The following is a 17,601-nucleotide window of genomic DNA, read 5'->3' as shown; positions in this document are numbered from 1 at the left end:
TTTGTGAGTCTAGAAGAACTCATTCAAAATTGTAAAAAAAACGATCGTAAAGCGCAGGAACTTTTATATAGGGCCTATGCCATGCCGTTATATGGTATTTGCCTAAAATACTCCAATTCAAAGACAGAAGCGGAAGACAGTCTTCATGATAGTTTTATGACCATTTATGAAAAAATTGGCCAGTATAAAGGAAAAGGGTCTTTTGAAGGGTGGATAAAAAGAATTACCATAAATACCGTACTACAGAAATACAGAAAAGAGGAATATTTAAAAGTTGTTACCGAAAATGTAGAGGAAGAGGTGACCATAGATAATGCGTATAGTGATATTTCTCTTCAAACATTGTTAAGATATATTCAAGAATTACCTAATAAGTATAGAACTACGTTCAATTTATATGTATTGGATGGTTATACCCACAAAGAAATTAGCGAGCTACTTGGAACATCAATAGGAACAAGTAAATCCAATCTTGCAAGGGCTCGCGCATTATTAAAAGAAAAAATAGAAGCAGCAGACGCTCAATCAATTATAGGCATATTGATGTTAATTACAACTCAAGTATGGTAATCAAAATTGATTGATGGACTGAAATCTTAATTGAAAGATGAAAAAAAAGAAACTAGACGAACTATTCCAAGAAAGATTCTTGGACTTCAAGGAGGCCCCTGATAGTAAGGTATGGCGTTCCATTGAAGCGTCACTTGACAAACGAAGGAAAAAAAGGGCCATACCCCTATGGTGGCAAATTGGAGGTATAGCAGCAGCGGTAGCATTAGGATTGTTCCTATTCAATCCGTTTACTGAAAAAGAAAATGTACAGGAAATCATTGTAGATACCAATAAAACTGTTCAGGAAGAAGATTCTTTAAAAATTTTAGATAGCAAACAGAACACTACTACTGTTGAAGAAACAAGTATAGTTCAAGAAAATACAGATGTTAAACTACCACCCGTTGATGACAACCCTAGTAATGATGGTTCAACTAGCAAGAAAGCGGCGGTAGTTAAGAAAAACACCTACCCTATCAATAAAGTTAGTGGTTTAAGTGAAAATTCTAAACTAGCAGAGCGCGATCCAAACACAAAACGTACTACAGACAAAAACACTTCAGATTCTAAATTGTTTGGTAAGCAAGCAAAGGAGACGGCAGAATATGCTTTTACAAAAACTAAAGAAGATGTGGATAAAAAAGAACATCCAACTAACAAGCAAAAACCATCTCAAAATACACGTTTGGCAAATAGTGCTCAAAAAGCAATTGCAAACCACAATAAACCGGCGGTAAACGGAAAAGAAGTTAAAGATTCCAATGACAAAGGCATAGCAAGCAATGGGGAAAAGAAATCTATTTTCGAGGAAATCAAAGAACAGGAAACTAACGATATAGCAGTAACCAGCAGTGGTAAGTGGTCTGCAGGCCCAAGTATTGCCCCTGTGTATTTTAATGCCCTTGGTAAAGGCTCTCCCGTTAATTCCATTTTTGTCCCCAATTCAAAATCCGGTAATATTAACTTAAGTTATGGGGTATCCGTAGCATATGCCGTTTCTAAAAAATTAACCATACGTTCTGGGATAAACAAAGTAGATTATGGATATAATACGGAAGATGTAGCATTTTCTTCGTCCCAAAACTCCTTATCATCCAATGGACAACTTTCTACAATAGATTATGCAGAAACTTCCGGTTCCTTGACTATTTCCAGTAAGAAAGTAACTTCAGAAAAATATAGTATTGCCAATAATTCTTTTGACGTGAGTGCCAAAACGGCCGCTAGAGAAGGCTTTATGTCCCAACAATTAGGCTATTTAGAATTACCGTTAGAAATGAACTATGCCCTTTTGGACAAAAAATTTGGCATTAATCTTATTGGAGGTGTTAGTTCTTTGTTTTTAATTGATAATGCCGTTTCCTTGACCTCAGGTGAATTGACGACAGAAATTGGAAAAGCCAACAATATAAACAATGTAAATTTTAGCGCCAATATGGGATTTGGTCTTAATTATAGGTTCTCACCAAAGTTCAGGTTTAACATTGAACCCATCTTTAAATACCAATTAAACACGTTTTCTGAAATTAACGGCACTTTTAGACCCTATTCAATTGGGGTCTATAGCGGAGTTAACTTTAAGTTTTAACAGTAGACAACAAATCCTCTAAAATTAGCTCTCTAACGGAGTTTCTCAAATCCGCGGTGTCAGCCGGTTGTAGATTATTTGTGTATATAAATTTATGAACCCTTGCCCTACATGCTCCCGGCCCACCACTAAAAAAAGTAAATGAAAACCGTTTTTTATTATCGTAAAACGTCATTGGCACCACAGGTATTTTATGGGCAATGGCCATTTTAAAGGCACCATCTTTAAACTTATCCAAAACTACGTGCTCTTCTGGCACTCCACCTTCTGGAAAAATACAAATACTCAACCCATGTTGTAACCTTTTTTGTGCCCTTCTGTACACTCCTGTCCTACTTTGGGTGTTGTCTCGGTCTACCATAATACACACACGTTTGTAGAAAAAACCGAACAGTGGTATTTTAACCAATTCCTTTTTACCAACAAATACAAAAGGATTTTTACTTACCACCAACATGAGCATTATATCTAACATACTTGTATGGTTGGCCACTAGCATATAGCTCTTCTTTTTAAGTAAACGTTGTTCGTATTTTACTTTGGGAAAGCAAAACATACCGTACAGTATAGGTTTTGCCCAAAAGTTTCTCGCCAGCCAAAAAAATTGGGGATACCATGTTTCTTTAGAGGCAAATATCACTAACACAGGAAAAAATATAATGATGGGTATGGCTACTAGAATATAAAACCAAATTCGGTATAAGGTCTGACCAATTTGTCTAACGACTTTAAGCATAAATCAAAAGTAGTTATTTAGGATAGTTTTTTTGTATTGTTTTACCTTTGCTTAATACAATTAAAAGATAATGGCAAGAATTTTAACAGGTATACAAAGTACAGGAACACCACATTTAGGAAATATTCTAGGAGCGATCAAACCGGCAATAGAAATGGCCAATGATCCATCTAATGAATCTTTTCTGTTCATTGCAGATATGCATTCGTTAACGCAAATAAAAAATGGTGAAGAATTGCGACATAACACTTATGCCGTTGCCGCTACTTGGCTTGCTTTTGGTCTGGATATTGAAAACACCGTTTTTTATAGACAGAGCGATGTACCCCAGACTACAGAACTTTCATGGTACTTGAGCTGTTTTTTTCCTTACCAACGTTTAACCTTGGCCCACTCTTTTAAGGATAAGGCGGACCGTTTGGATGATGTAAATGCAGGTCTTTTTACCTACCCTATGCTAATGGCCGCAGATATTTTATTGTATGATGCAAATATTGTGCCTGTAGGAAAGGACCAAATGCAGCATATAGAAATGACACGTGATGTTGCCTCTCGTTTTCATGCCCAGTTAGGGGAAACTTTTGTAATGCCCGAAGGAAAAGTACAAGAAGAAACCATGTATATACCAGGTACCGATGGTGCTAAAATGAGCAAAAGTAAGGGCAATTTGATCAGTCTTTTTCAAACGGATAAACAATTGAGAAAGCAAATTATGGGCATCCAAACGGATAGCACACCTATGGAAGACCCAAAGGACCCAACAAATGATAATGTATTTGCCTTGTATAAAATATTGGCGTCCCAGCCACAAATTGAGGAAATGAGTGCAAATTACCTTGCCGGAAATTATGGTTACGGACATGCAAAACAAGCCTTGTACGAGGTAATTCTGGACAAGTTTGAAGAGCCACGAGAAAAATTCAATTATTACATGAACCACCTAAATGAAGTAGACGATGCCTTGGCATTGGGTGCGGAAAAAGCAGGAAAAGTTGCGGATGAAGTTTTGGCTCGTGTTCGTAAAAAATTAGGGTATTAGAAGAAAGTTCATATTTTCAATGAAATCTACAAAACCGACTCAGCAGTCGGTTTTGTAGATTTCACTATATAGGAAAGTTCACATAAAATGTCGGTAAAATGCCGATTGCTAGGGTTTTTATGTAATATTCTAAAAAAACCATAGTCCCCAATTAAGTAAACAAACCCAATAGTCCGTAATGATCTAAATAGCTTCAAACAATTTACCAGGCAAAGGTCTAATTACTCCTTTCATTTCCATACTTAACAAGGTAGACGAAGTCTTAAAAATAGGTAAACCACAATCTAGGGCTATACTGTCCAATAATTGCTTTCCGTTATTTTGTAGATAGGTATAAATATCTTGTTCGGTTTCATCCAATTCTACAAAAAGCTGTTTTTGAATGGTTGATTGTTTTTTTTCTTCCACTTCCCAGTTCAACAAATAGATTAAATCCGCTGCTGAAGTCATGACATGTGCTTTTTGCTGCTTAATTAGATTATTGCAGCCTAGGCTATATTTATCTGTCGTCCTACCCGGTACAGCAAAAACATCTCGGTTATACCCGTTAGCAATATCCGCGGTAACTAAACTTCCGCCTTTTTCAGCAGATTCCACTACCACGGTTGCCTCACTAATTCCTGCAATAATTCGGTTTCGTTTTAAAAAGTTTTCACGTTCTGGACTGCTACTGCTCCAGAACTCCGTATAAAACCCTCCATTCTTTAATACATCTGCTTGATATTTGCCGTGCACCTTAGGGTATATCTGATTAAGTCCATGTGCAAGGCAGCCAATGGTCTGCAAACCATGTTTTATAGCTTCCCGTTGTATACATATATCCACCCCATAGGCAAAACCACTAATGATTATAGGGTTTAAAGGAGCAATGTCTGCTATAAACTGTTCACAAAAAGCGGTACCATAACTTGTAATGTTGCGAGTACCAACGACACTGATTATTCGTTGTCGTTCTAAATCAATATTCCCTTTTTGAAAAAGTAAAATAGGTCCATCAATGCAATGCTTTAAATAATTAGGATAGGAAGCATCCTTAAAATAGGTACAGGAAATATGATTTTTTTCAATGTACTTATATTCGTTTTCCGCCGCTTCTAAATGGATAGCATCAAATAAATGTTTGGTGGTATGTGTTCCTATACCATCAATTTTCAACAAATTTTGTCTTTTTTCCCTAAAAACTTCAGAAGGACTTCCGCAATGTGCAATTAATTTTTTAGCTAAGGTGTCACCTATATTAGGTACATGCTGCAATCTAAGAATTGCAATGAGTTCATCCGCAGTGTGTTGTGTAGCATTCATCAATTGTTCACAAATTAGAGAAAAAAATATGTTAATAAAAAGTTAGCCAAGGTGTTTTTAAGCCCTTCTTTTTTTTTCATATTTGCGCTAGTATGGCACTTGAACATTATATAAGCGATTTACTTTACAGGTACAACTGTGTGGTTGTTCCAGGATTTGGTGCGTTTTTAACCCAAAAAACTTCGGCCAAAATAAATCCGGATACCAACACATTTTATGCACCTACCAAGTTATTGGCGTTCAATGGCCAGTTAACTTCCAATGACGGATTATTGGCATCTTATATTTCAGAGGCTGATAAAATTTCTTTTGAGACGGCCCTTACCTATATTGAAGAGCACGTAAAAAACTGGAATAGAATCCTAGGAAATGAAGGTTCCTTAGTGATAAAAAAAATAGGTGTACTGAATAAGAATAATGAAGGATCATTATTATTTCAACCCGCATCTGAAATCAATTACCTTACATCTTCTTTTGGGTTATCTAATTTTAGTTCGTTACCAATTACCAGAGAAATCTTAAAAGAGGAAGTTGAAGAGCTTGAAGAAAGTATACCACTCGTTATCAGCACTGAAAGAAGAGAGAACAAAGGTTTTAGACCTTATCTAAAATATGCAGCAGTACTTTTTCTGGCATTTTCTACCGGTTTAACGGCTTATAAGGTTTTTGAAAAGCAACGTACCAATGAACAAGTTGCAAGGGCAAATGCCAGGGAATATGTTGACAAGCAAATACAAGAAGCTACTTTTTTTGATTTATCTCCGTTAGAACTGCCCACGGTAACCGTAGATGCCACAAGTACAAAATTACCATCTGAAAAAGATGGGGAAATGCATCATATTATTGCCGGTGCTTTTAGAATAAAGGCCAATGCCGATAGAAAAATCAAGGAATTAAAGGCTAAAGGATATAATAGTACCTACTATGGAACCAATGCCTACGGTTTACACGTAGTAACCTATGAGAGCTTTTCCAATGCTACCGAGGCACTAAATGCATTAAAGGAAATTAAACGCGCACAGTCCAAGGATGCCTGGTTGCTTTCCAAAAAATAACCTTATCAACATTTTCTTACCATCTTACATGACCGTATCTTTGCGGAAAAATTCATTTGATGGAATCAAAGACACCTGCTGAGTCAAGAACTACCATGACCGATATGGTACTTCCTAGCGAAACCAATGCACTTCAAAATTTATTTGGAGGCGAATTATTGGCGCGAATGGACCGTGCCGCTAGTATTGCTGCAGGAAGACATAGTCGTAGAATAACCGTAACGGCATCAGTAAATCATGTGGCCTTTAACTTGGCCATACCACTAGGAAGTGTTGTAACGGTCGAAGCAGCCGTTTCCAGAGCATATAATACTTCTATGGAGGTCTATATAGATGTTTGGATAGAAGACCGCTATAACGGCAAAAAAACAAAGGCCAACGAGGCCATTTATACCTTTGTTGCGGTTGATGAGACAGGGAAACCCACAGAAGTACCGGAACTACGTCCAGAAACAGAGTTAGAACACGTACGTTACGAGGGGGCGCTTAGAAGAAAACAATTAAGTTTGGTCCTAGCAGGAAAAATGAAGCCTGATGATGCTACGGAGTTAAAGGCCTTGTTCACCAAAAATTAAAAGTCAAAATTATCCGGGTCAGGACCGGTACGTTTTCCATTTTCCAAACTATCCAAATAGGCAATATCCTCTTTGGTCAAAGAAAAGTTGAAAATATCCGCATTGGACTTTATACGTTCTGCATGAACCGATTTTGGAATAGCCACAATTCCTTTCTGTAAATTATAGCGCAGAATTACCTGAGCTACGGATTTATTATATTTTTTGGCAAGTTCATTGCAAATATCCAGTTGAAATACTTCTCCCTGCATAAAGGGCGACCATGACTCATATTGGATAGCATTAGATTTACAAAAATCTATTAGATCTTGTTGAACCACATGGGGATGAAACTCCATTTGATTGACCATTGGCACAACCTTACAATCTTTAAGGACATCCTCTAAATGGTGCTGTAAAAAATTACTGACCCCAATGGCCCTAATTCTTTTTTGATCGTACAAATACTCCAATGCCTTCCAAGTTTCAGTATACTTGCCCTTTGTTGGCCAATGTATTAAATAAAGGTCTAAATACTCCAAGCCCAATCTTTCCAAACTCCGTTCAAATGCCTGTATGGTACTTTCATAACCTTGATCATCATTCCATACCTTACTAACTATAAACAATTCGCTACGGTCAACCTTGCTTTCACGTATGCCTTTACCAACTCCTTCTTCATTCTTATAAATGGCTGCCGTATCAATATGACGATATCCAAAATCCAAAGCAGCTTTAACGGCATCCACTACTTCCTGCTCATTATCGGCCTGGTAGGTGCCCAGACCCAAATAAGGCATCTGTACGCCATTGTGTAAAGTACATGTTCCGTTAATGTCCGTAATTGAAAATTTTTCTTCCATATGCATAGTTTTATAAACGATAGACCCACTCTTCCGGGTTCAACCGTGACGTATCTTGATATAAATAAAATTTTAGTCGCGTTTGTCCATTAGACCGGTTGGTATAAACCGTGCCCAGTTCATCCTTTATGGAGACCTTATCGCCTTTCTTTACCGTTAAGTCCGAAAGATTGTAATAGGTGCTGATAAAATTACCGTGTTTTATTTGAACGCCTTTGTTACCCCCAGGTACTGCCAGTATGGCTATAACCTCTCCTTCAAAAATAGCACGCGCCTTAGAACCTTCATCCGTGGCAATGATTACACCATTACTTTGGTGTTTTATTCCCGGATAAACGGGATCGCTATAAATACCAAAACCTTGGCTTTTTATACCTTTTTCCACTGGCCATATAAGCTTTCCTTTATTGGCCGAAAAGTTATTGGCTACTATTGCAGCCTCTGGTGTAAGCACAAATTTACTACTGCTTTTGGCGGTACTTCCAGATTTTTTGTTGGATGCGGCAATAGCGTTACGTATAAGAAGCTCTATTTGCTTATCTATCTTTCTGGCCTCTTTCTTTTTGGCCTCAATTGCACTGGCATATTTACTTTCATTTTTTCTAATGGTGCCCAGAAGCGCTTTTTGGGACTGTATTTCTGCAAATAATTGGTTTTTGGCCTTTTTATTCTGGGCCAACAAAACTTCCTTGACCTTACGCTCCTCATTTAAATCGGCATTGAGTCTTGCTAGCTCTTCTGTCTTTTCAAGAATCTGCGCACCTTGTTCCTTCCTGTAATCCGTATATTGTTTCATATACTGAAGCCGTTTAAAAGCCTGAAAGAAACTCTCCGATGACAGCAGGAACATTAACCTATTTTGTTTGGATTTATTTTGATAGGATTTTTGAATCATTGCGGCATATTCATCCTTAACCTTTTGGAGCTCGGTTTTCAGCTTGCCTATATTCCTAATATTGGTGTTGATTTGCCTATTCAGTAAATTAGATTGTTGGTTCGTTACACGTATTAGCTGCTGTCTAACGGTAATCTTCTTATCCAAGGCTTCCATTTGATCCAGCACGTTGCCTTTCTCCTTTTTCTCTGCAAAAAGCAAGCGGTTGATATCCCTAATCTCAGATTGCAACCGTTCCCGTTTTTCTTCCAAGGCCTTTTGCTCACTTGTTTGCGCATAACCAGCCATTGAAGCTAATAATACTACAAATAAAATAAGATGTTTAAGAAGGTTAAACATGGGTTATAGTTCTATTTTTTTAAAACCTTTTGGTATGGAATAGGGAAAATTTACTGCGCCGTTCAATTCTATATTTCTGAACTCCATTTCTATGGTATTTTCACTATCCTTGGTCAACGCTTTAATATAAATTTGATTGGGTAAGATTTCATTATCTATTTGCTGATAATTCTGATATGTTATTTGTAACAATCGTTGCTCTATGGGCTGAGATAATTGCTGCAAATTCATTTTAAAATTCTTTGGTTCTATCCTGAACAATATTTTATAAAGCTCACCAGGTAATTTTGGGGTAAGCCTATAAGTATCCTCTTCAATATCTATGGTATATTTCTCATCGCGCAAATCTATAATTGCCTGTCCTATCAATAAATTTTGAAGAATTGAAAAATCTACCTCAGTTCCCAATAAATTACTTAGATAAGAAAAATCGCCATCAAAATATTCGTTTTCTAGTTTGTTGTAAAACGATACACGGTCTGGAGTAATATAAGCTTTTACAATGCCCAAAGGTGCACTTAACCATATAGCCTCGTCTTTCTTCATTCTCAAGCTGACCGACACACTTTGCGAGGATTCCCCATCAGAATAATTAATCTTCATCTTACCTTGTAAAGCCGAGAACTGACTTTCATTAAGATAGTGCGATTTAATAACGGATTTAGCGGTCAACTTATCATTAACCGAACCCTCGGTTATCACCTTAGTGCTTTTACATGAAGTAACCAGGAGAATGAGAGTTATTAACCTTAATGGCCAAATTTTAAAAATTTTCAATACGTTCGTCATTTAAGAACCGGATTTAATTTTACTAAGGTACATATTTGCTTTGGTCGTATTCTCCAGGGCTTTATAGGCAACTACCAATTGCGTATAAATTTGTTGTTGTAAGGAACTATCATCTATCAAAAAATCCAAGGCTGTTTCTAACTGTTCAATAGCTTCATTATATCGTTGCAAACGATTAAGTGCGGTGCCATTGGCATAATAAAAATAAGGCTGGGTAGGATAGCTGTCCATTGCATCTATGGACATACGGTATAAATCCTCTCCGTTTGATGCTCCTTGAAGCATATTTTTTAAATTATCCTTAAACCCCTCAACAGAATTTAAATCCTCGTTGGGTCTATTGGTTTCCGCAACTTTTACAACTTTCTTATCAGTATCATATTTTGCAATAGAATCCAAAATTCTATTTTGTAAATACGCATATTGTTTGGGCTCTTTTAGCTTATGTAAGACGTCCAAAGCTGTTTGGTATGCTGCTCTTTTAAAATAAATTTCCGCAATATTCTTTCTAAGCAAAAGATCGTTCCAAGGAATATCCTTTTTAATAGAATTTAAGGGCGATTTGGTCGTTTCCAATACATCTACCAAGGTATTTGCATACCAGTAATTTTCAGGCTCCCCCTTTAAAGCTTCAATAGCATATTCTTGAGCAAGCAAGTATTGATTTTCATAGAGGTGAAATTTAGCCAATTCATACGAAACCACGGTGTTATTGGGCTGCATGCGCTTGCATTCTAAAAAATAGGTAATTGCTCGATCATAATTTCGAATACCTTTTTGTTTTAAACCCTCAAAAAAGTTTTCCTGAAAAGAGTCTGAATATTCATCTAAGAACACCTCCGCACTTTCTTCTACCACAATTTGCTGGTCTTCCTGAGCATAGCCATTTAAGGTGGCAAAACCACAACTAATGACTATTATAAAAAAGACCCACGTTTTCATTATTTATACTTGTAATTATTTGATGCCCGTACTCCCAAAACCGCCAGAACCCCTATCGGTTTTAGTCAAGGTGTCTACTTCTAGCCATTCTGCACGCTCATGTATGGCAATGACCATTTGGGCTATACGTTCCCCATTTTCTATGGTAAAGGGCTCATTGGATAGGTTAACAAGAATAACGCCTATTTCTCCCCTATAATCAGCATCAATCGTGCCAGGAGCATTTAGAACGGTTACTCCTTTTTTCGCAGCCAAACCACTACGTGGCCGCACTTGTGCTTCAATACCCACCGGTAATTCCATATAAAGACCGGTTGGTATAATAGCTCTGCCCAATGGCTGTAATGTAATTGATTCGGTAAGATTAGCCCTTAAGTCCATTCCCGCAGAAGCACTTGTTTCGTAGTGTGGTAAGTTATGGGAAGACTTGTTTATAATTTTTATGTTCATCTATTTAAATATAGTTTTTTAAGATTCTCAAACTCTAGCTTGTATACCAATCCAAGAAATAAAATTAATAGAGGAATACCAACAAATAGATTTCTATCAAAAATGTAAAATGAAAGAATAGAAAACAAGACGGATACTGCTAAATAAAAGATAATTTTTCTAAAGTTATAAGGAATTGGATAATACATACGTCCAAAATAGAAAGACAACATCATCATACTACCATAGGCCAATAAAGTAGCCACTGCAGAGGCCATATAGCCAAAATAAGGAATGAACACTATGTTGATAATGATGGTAAGTACGGCGCCAATCATAGATATATAGGCACCAAATTTAGTGCGGTCCGTAACTTTGTACCAAACGGATAGATTATGGTAAATACCTAAAAAGAAAGCAGCCAATAAAATAATTGGCACTACGGACATGGCTTCCCAATAGGCTTCATTACGTACAAAAAGCACTTTGAGTACATCGGAAAAAACTATTACGGCAAGTAGAATAATACTCCCCAGTACCACAAAATAGTTTGTTATTTGTGCATAGGCCTTCTGCGGATGTTTAGTATCTGAATGGCTAAAAAAGAAAGGCTCTATACCCATTCTAAATGCAGTAATAAACAATGTCATGAACACGGCCAACTTAACACAGGCTCCATACTTACCAACTTCATTACTAGCAATTTCAACAGGTAAAATTTTCTCTAGTAATATTTTATCCAATACTTCATTGACAGTAAAAGCGATACCCGCTACCATAACAGGCATGGCATACTTTATCATTCGTTTCCAAATCTCCATGTCAAAGACATAAGGTCTTCTAAGATATACCCTTAACATTAGCAAGAGGGTAACGGCACTTGATACCAGGTTAGAAATTAATATATATAAAATCTCATAGTCCGCTTTATAAATTGATGCAAAAAAGCCCTCACTATCCAGCGCCAATTTTGGAAGTAAAATCAGGAAGAAAAAGTTAAGCCCTAAGTTCAAAACCACATTAATCAATTTAATAACGGCAAAGCGCATGGGCCTTTCATTTGCCCTTAACCAAGCAAAAGGAATAATAACCAATGCATCCAAGGCTAAAATCCAGAAGACGTATCCAATATATTCATTGGATATTTCCAAAAATTGGGATAATGGGGTCTTAAATAAAAATCCAATGATCATAAATATCATTGTAGACCCTAATATGGACAACAAAGACGTAGAAACTACCTTTTTCTTATTTTCTGAATCTTTATAAAACCTAAAAAAAGCGGTTTCCATGCCATAAGCCAGAAAGATATTGAAAATAGCAAAATAAGCATATATCACCACCACTTGACCATAGGAGCCCGGAAGCATTACCCCTGTATAAATAGGTACCAATATAACATTGAGCATCCTTGGCAAGACAGTTGCCAAGCCATAGATTGCAGTTTGTTTAAAAAGTTTTTTGAGTGGATTCAAGCACTGTACATTAAGGCGATAAAAGTACCCATTTAAAGCCTAGTTACAAAGTTAGTTTTAGGGTCTACTGTTATAAATTAAGGGTTCTTTCTCTTTTATACCCACTACTTTAATGTATTTTAACACATTATTTTCGGTAAAGCTAACTATAGCTTCACTAGCCTTAAGCTCAAAATTAATTGCCTCCTTAGAGTTTGCTGCGGTACTTGGAATTTCAGCTCTTATATAATAAACACCCGCTTCATAAAATAATCCCGCAGGCACTTGTTTATTTCTAAAGAAAACCTCTTTTAATACTATTGTGGACGCTTCTGATAAAGTTGTTGAAAATAGTATATCTAGACCAGAACCACTAGATTCACGACCTCCAATCCATTTTTGACAAACAGAATTTCCAATTTTAAATGATGTTGCTTTCTGAATTTCCTTGTGTGATGTACAACTTGTTCCACAAATACCTAACAATATAACGAGGTAAATAAACTTACGCATTCCCTTTATATTTAGCTTAAAGATAGAAAACGAAAGCCATTTTTGTAATAGCCTAGTACAGTAATTACTTTACTCTTGTTCCACATCCATTCTTTTTATGGCTGTAGAAGCTAAAATAAAAGCCGCTAAGAGAAATACTGCCGCGAGAGCATAAGGTGCTCCAGGAAAATAGATTGATGCATCAGGACGTATAAAATAATAAAATACAGGTGCAAATATGAACTGACCCACAATTGCGGTTATACTCACCAAGCCGGTAATAGATCCCTGTAAAATTCCCTGCTCCTTTTCCGATACTTGATTAGAAATAACACCTTGTACCGTAGGACCTGCAATACCGCCTAATGCATAGGGAATTAAGAAGGCATACAGCATCCAAGGTTCTTTGGCGAAAGAAAATAAGAACATACCAACCGTCCATAACAAAAAACCGAATGTAATCACTTTACGTTTTCCAAATTTCTTTACAATTTTTCCCACTAAAAACCCTTGTACTATGGCAACAAGCAAGCCTACTACCATAAGAGACAGACCAATTTCCTTTGGAGTCCAATCATAACGCTCAATACCATAATACGACCATGTAGATGGCAATGCCTGCCCAGCAAGATTTGCCAAGAAAAAAGCGGATATCAGTAGCAAGATACCCTTGTAGTTTCTCAATGCGAACAAAGAAACCCCTGGTATCATTTTAGAGAAATTGATTTGCCTTCTATTTTCTTTTGTCAATGATTCCGGAACAAAGAAATAGCCAAAAAGAAAATTGGCGAAGGTTAGTCCAGCAGCTATATAAAATGGTAAACGAATATCTATCTCACCGAAAAAACCGCCAATACCAGGTCCAATTATAAACCCTATTCCGAAAGCAGCTCCAATTAATCCAAAATTCTTTGCTTTGTTTTCTTTGGTACTTACGTCGGCTATATAAGCAGAGGCAACGGTAAAACTAGCACCTGTTATTCCTGCTAAAAATCGCCCTAGAAACAACCAGGTAATTGTAGGTGCCCAAGCGTGTATTAAGTAATCTACACTTAAGCCTAAAAGTGCTATAAGTAATATGGGTCTTCTACCATATTTATCGGATATTTCGCCTAATACAGGTGAAAACAAAAACTGCATACCGGCAAAAGCGGTCGTCAACCACATTCCATAGATGATTGCCATGTGATTACCTTCGCCCGTTAACTCCATAATCAAATCAGGAATTATAGGAAGAATAATGCCTATACCAATGACATCAACTAAAATGGTAATGAAAATAAAAAGTAAGGCGGTTTTTTTGGATTTCATGGTCAAAACAAAAGTCGGATAAAAAAAGGAATCTAATCGCTATAAAAGTAAAAACCCCACGTTAAGGTGGGGTTTTCAACTTATAATATTTTTAAGTTTAAAATGACTTTAAATAAGTTCGTCATTAATTATCAAGTGGCATTAATTATTCAATGCTTCTGCACCACCAACGATTTCTAAAATCTCGTTCGTAATTGCCGCTTGCCTTGCCTTGTTATAGGTCAATTTTAATTGATCACGTAACTCGGTAGCATTATCGGTCGCTTTATGCATTGCTGTCATACGCGCACCATGCTCACTTGCAAAAGAGTCTCTGATTCCTTTATACAATTGTGTCTTTAATGATTTAGGTATCAATTGTTCAATGATTTCAACTTTAGAAGGTTCAAAAGTGTAATCTGCACTAACATTGCCTTCTACAGCCAAAGGAACAATGGGTAAAAACTGCTCCGTCATTATAATTTGGGTAGCCGCATTTTTGAATTTGTTATATACAATTTCAATACGATCATAAGACCCTTTGGTAAAGAGGTCCATTAAATGTTCTGCAATTTGGGCAACATTGTCAAAGTTCAAATCATCATAAACTTCACTGTAATTTGCAATTACATTATACCGCTTACCTAAAAAGTCATTTGCTTTCTTACCTACTGCAACAAAGTCTACTTCTTTTCCTTGATGTACATTTTCGGCAAGATGAACAGATTGTTTAAGAATATTGGTATTGAATGCTCCACAAAGTCCTCTATTAGATGTAATGGAAACCACCAATACCTTCTTTACTAAACGATTGTCTGCATAAACACTACCAGAATCCCCTTCTAAACTAGCACTAAGATTTTGCAATAACTCAGTTAGTTTATCTGCATAGGGCCTCATTGCCGTAATGGCATCTTGCGCCTTTTTCAATTTTGCAGCAGAAACCATTTTCATGGCACTTGTAATCTGCATCGTTGAAGAAACCGATGAAATCCTATTTCGTATTTCCTTTAAATTTGCCATTTTATTCAGTATTTAGTAATAAGTACAAAGTATTAAGTTTCTTCAACACATTGTACTTATTACTCAGTACTCCGTACTTTTTTAGTTCTTATATTTCGCAGAAAGCTCTTTACAAACAGAAGTTAATGTATCCGTAACCTCATCGGTTAGTTTACCTGACTTCAATGTATCCAAAACATCTCTGTGCTTAGCGTTCAAAAACTCTAAGTAATCACGTTCAAATTCCTTTACCTTCTCAACAGGAACATCTCTTAACAAGTTTTTAGAACCAGCATAGATAATAGCTACCTGATCTTCAACTGTAAACGGATCGTTCTGTGCCTGCTTTAAAATTTCAACGTTTCTACGTCCTTTTTCAATAACGTTCAATGTTGCTGCATCTAGATCGGAACCGAATTTGGCAAATGCTTCCAATTCACGGAATTGTGCTTGATCCAACTTCAATGTACCCGCAACTTTCTTCATTGATTTAATCTGAGCGTTACCACCCACACGAGATACAGAAATACCCACGTTAATTGCCGGTCTTACACCTTGGTTGAATAAATCCTGCTCCAAGAATATCTGTCCGTCAGTAATAGAAATTACGTTGGTTGGGATATAAGCAGAAACGTCACCCGCTTGTGTTTCAATAATTGGCAAAGCCGTTAAAGAACCACCACCTTTTACCATTGGCTTCAATACCTCTGGCAAATCGTTCATTTCCTTTGCAATATCATCATCATTGATAACCTTAGCCGCACGCTCCAATAATCTAGAGTGTAGGTAGAAAACGTCACCTGGGTAAGCCTCACGTCCCGGTGGTCTTCTTAACAAAAGAGACACCTCACGATACGCAACCGCTTGTTTAGATAAATCATCATATATAATTAATGCAGGACGACCAGTATCACGGAAATACTCACCAATAGAAGCTCCTGTAAACGGTGCATATACTTGCATTGGTGCAGGATCAGATGCATTTGCAGCAACAATAGTCGTATACGCCATTGCGCCTTTATCTTCCAATACTTGAGCAATACCGGCAACGGTAGATGCTTTCTGACCTATGGCAACATAGATACAGTAAACAGGCTCACCGGCATCGTAAAATTCTTTTTGGTTTAGAATGGTATCGATACAAACTGTAGTCTTACCAGTTTGACGGTCACCAATAACCAACTCCCTTTGTCCTCTACCTACTGGAATCATGGCATCAATTGCCTTAATACCAGATTGCATTGGCTCAGTTACAGGCTCTCTATAGATAACCCCTGGGGCTTTACGCTCCAATGGCATTTCGTAAGTATCGCCAGCTATAGGTCCTTTACCGTCAATAGGGTTACCTAAGGTATCCACAACACGGCCAACAATACCTTCACCAACTTTTACAGAAGCAATACGTTGGGTACGTTTTACCGTATCTCCTTCACCAACGGACTTGGAAGGTCCTAAAAGAACCACACCAACATTATCTTCTTCAAGGTTAAGAACGATACCCTCAAGACCACCTTCAAACTCAACCAATTCCCCATACTGGGCATTAGCTAGTCCGTAGATTCTTGCGATACCATCACCTACCTGCAACACAGTACCTACTTCGTCCAAAGTAGCGGTAGCATCAAATCCTGATAATTGTTTCTTTAAAATTGCTGATACTTCAGCGGCTTTTACTCCTGCCATTTTAATTAGATATAAGATATTAGGCCATGAATGAAATCACGGGCTTATATAGTTATTATAGACTATTTGAAAATTCTCTTGTAATATTACTTAGCTTATTTGATATACTGGCATCATACTGCAGGTCACCTACTCTTAAAATGAAACCGCCAATGATACTTTCATCAATTTTATTCTCAATGCTTACTTCGTTACCAGTAATGTTCGCTACTTGCTTAAGCACCTTCTTTTCCATATCAGCACTTAAAGGTACTGCGGTTGTCACATAAGCTACATCCTTTCCTTTTAATTGCTCGTTAAGAATGATGTATTTTAATGCAACTTCGTTCAGCAATGCCACACGTTTGTTATCTACCAACATACCAATGGTACCTTCCGTAATTGCGTGACTATCTTTAAAAATCTCTGCCAGCGCATTTTTTTTGGATGAACCGGAAACCACCGGACTAGCCAAAACATCTCTTAACTCCTTACTATCAGAGATTGTAGATGCTATTGTCCTCATGTCTTTTTCAACGGCACTCAAGGCTTTTTTTTCCTTGGCCATATCCAAAATTGCCTTTGCGTAACGTAATGCAGCTCTTGACTCGCTCATAC

Annotated in this window: 18 protein-coding genes; 5 read left to right on the top strand and 13 right to left on the bottom strand. The window is 37.1% G+C overall.

Translation table 11 applies throughout. The annotated features are described in order from the left end of the window. Positions 1 to 3 precede the first annotated feature (3 nt). Entirely contained in the window at positions 4 to 570 is a 567-nt protein-coding gene (locus ABVM52_RS08200) for an RNA polymerase sigma factor (protein WP_405384930.1), read from the top strand. A gap of 37 nt (positions 571 to 607) precedes the next feature. Then, positions 608 to 2,140 carry a hypothetical protein gene (locus ABVM52_RS08195; protein WP_405384929.1) on the top strand — a complete coding sequence of 511 codons (1,533 nt, stop codon included), beginning with the start codon at positions 608 to 610 and terminating at the stop codon, positions 2,138 to 2,140. On the opposite strand, the gene ABVM52_RS08190 is transcribed toward ABVM52_RS08195, so the two are convergent. Continuing rightward, a complete protein-coding gene (locus ABVM52_RS08190) occupies positions 2,130 to 2,876 on the bottom strand; it encodes a lysophospholipid acyltransferase family protein (protein ID WP_405384928.1) in 747 nt (248 codons plus the stop codon). The two genes, ABVM52_RS08195 and ABVM52_RS08190, sit on opposite strands and share 11 nt — an antisense overlap. Before the next feature lie 70 nt (positions 2,877 to 2,946). Here ABVM52_RS08190 and trpS point away from each other — a divergent pair, with 70 nt between their 5' ends. Beyond that, entirely contained in the window at positions 2,947 to 3,915 is a 969-nt protein-coding gene (trpS, locus tag ABVM52_RS08185) for a tryptophan--tRNA ligase (protein ID WP_405384927.1), read from the top strand. A 183-nt stretch (positions 3,916 to 4,098) separates the two neighbouring features. Here trpS and dprA read toward each other — a convergent pair whose 3' ends face one another. After that, positions 4,099 to 5,217, bottom strand: a complete 1,119-nt coding sequence (dprA, locus tag ABVM52_RS08180) for a DNA-processing protein DprA (RefSeq protein WP_405384926.1) — start codon at positions 5,215 to 5,217, stop codon at positions 4,099 to 4,101. Between the two features lie 92 nt (positions 5,218 to 5,309). Here dprA and ABVM52_RS08175 point away from each other — a divergent pair, with 92 nt between their 5' ends. Together ABVM52_RS08175 and ABVM52_RS08170 are read left to right on the top strand one after the other, a co-directional pair. Next, positions 5,310 to 6,272, top strand: coding sequence for an SPOR domain-containing protein (locus ABVM52_RS08175; protein ID WP_405384925.1), 963 nt, complete (start codon positions 5,310 to 5,312; stop codon positions 6,270 to 6,272). Positions 6,273 to 6,331: 59 nt separating this feature from the next. Continuing rightward, positions 6,332 to 6,847 (top strand): acyl-CoA thioesterase, encoded by a 516-nt coding sequence (locus ABVM52_RS08170; RefSeq protein ID WP_405384924.1) that lies wholly within the window; start codon positions 6,332 to 6,334, stop codon positions 6,845 to 6,847. On the opposite strand, the gene ABVM52_RS08165 is transcribed toward ABVM52_RS08170, so the two are convergent. The 11 genes from ABVM52_RS08165 to atpH all read right to left on the bottom strand — a co-directional run bounded on the left by ABVM52_RS08165 (position 6,844) and on the right by atpH (position 17,599). Beyond that, on the bottom strand, positions 6,844 to 7,689 hold the full coding sequence (locus ABVM52_RS08165) for an aldo/keto reductase (protein ID WP_405384923.1): 846 nt from the start codon (positions 7,687 to 7,689) through the stop codon (positions 6,844 to 6,846). The genes ABVM52_RS08170 and ABVM52_RS08165 overlap by 4 nt on opposite strands. 10 nt (positions 7,690 to 7,699) lie before the next feature. Further along, positions 7,700 to 8,923, bottom strand: a complete 1,224-nt coding sequence (locus ABVM52_RS08160; protein WP_405384922.1) for a murein hydrolase activator EnvC family protein — start codon at positions 8,921 to 8,923, stop codon at positions 7,700 to 7,702. A 3-nt stretch (positions 8,924 to 8,926) separates the two neighbouring features. After that, positions 8,927 to 9,712, bottom strand: a complete 786-nt coding sequence (locus ABVM52_RS08155; protein ID WP_405384921.1) for a DUF4292 domain-containing protein — start codon at positions 9,710 to 9,712, stop codon at positions 8,927 to 8,929. Next, positions 9,713 to 10,654, bottom strand: a complete 942-nt coding sequence (locus tag ABVM52_RS08150) for a tetratricopeptide repeat protein (protein WP_405384920.1) — start codon at positions 10,652 to 10,654, stop codon at positions 9,713 to 9,715. Positions 10,655 to 10,669: 15 nt separating this feature from the next. Beyond that, complete coding sequence (gene dut, locus ABVM52_RS08145; RefSeq protein ID WP_405384919.1) at positions 10,670 to 11,104, bottom strand: dUTP diphosphatase; 435 nt, start codon at positions 11,102 to 11,104, stop codon at positions 10,670 to 10,672. Beyond that, entirely contained in the window at positions 11,101 to 12,558 is a 1,458-nt protein-coding gene (locus ABVM52_RS08140; RefSeq protein ID WP_405384918.1) for a lipopolysaccharide biosynthesis protein, read from the bottom strand. Before ABVM52_RS08140 ends, dut begins: the two co-directional genes overlap by 4 nt. Before the next feature lie 57 nt (positions 12,559 to 12,615). Continuing rightward, positions 12,616 to 13,050, bottom strand: coding sequence for a hypothetical protein (locus ABVM52_RS08135; RefSeq protein WP_405384917.1), 435 nt, complete (start codon positions 13,048 to 13,050; stop codon positions 12,616 to 12,618). A 69-nt stretch (positions 13,051 to 13,119) separates the two neighbouring features. Beyond that, positions 13,120 to 14,340, bottom strand: a complete 1,221-nt coding sequence (locus ABVM52_RS08130) for a TCR/Tet family MFS transporter (protein WP_405384915.1) — start codon at positions 14,338 to 14,340, stop codon at positions 13,120 to 13,122. A gap of 141 nt (positions 14,341 to 14,481) precedes the next feature. Beyond that, entirely contained in the window at positions 14,482 to 15,342 is an 861-nt protein-coding gene (gene atpG, locus ABVM52_RS08125; RefSeq protein ID WP_405384914.1) for an ATP synthase F1 subunit gamma, read from the bottom strand. 81 nt (positions 15,343 to 15,423) lie between these two features. After that, positions 15,424 to 17,004: a F0F1 ATP synthase subunit alpha gene (atpA, locus tag ABVM52_RS08120; RefSeq protein ID WP_405384913.1), complete on the bottom strand. Its 1,581-nt coding sequence runs from the start codon at positions 17,002 to 17,004 to the stop codon at positions 15,424 to 15,426. Between the two features lie 55 nt (positions 17,005 to 17,059). Beyond that, entirely contained in the window at positions 17,060 to 17,599 is a 540-nt protein-coding gene (gene atpH / locus ABVM52_RS08115; protein WP_405384912.1) for an ATP synthase F1 subunit delta, read from the bottom strand. Positions 17,600 to 17,601 lie beyond the last annotated feature (2 nt).

This window comes from Maribacter sp. LLG6340-A2, assembly GCF_045057105.1.
Classification (GTDB): domain Bacteria; phylum Bacteroidota; class Bacteroidia; order Flavobacteriales; family Flavobacteriaceae; genus Maribacter.
Note: the sequence above shows the minus strand (reverse complement) of the source record. Positions and strands in the feature narration are given on the sequence as shown.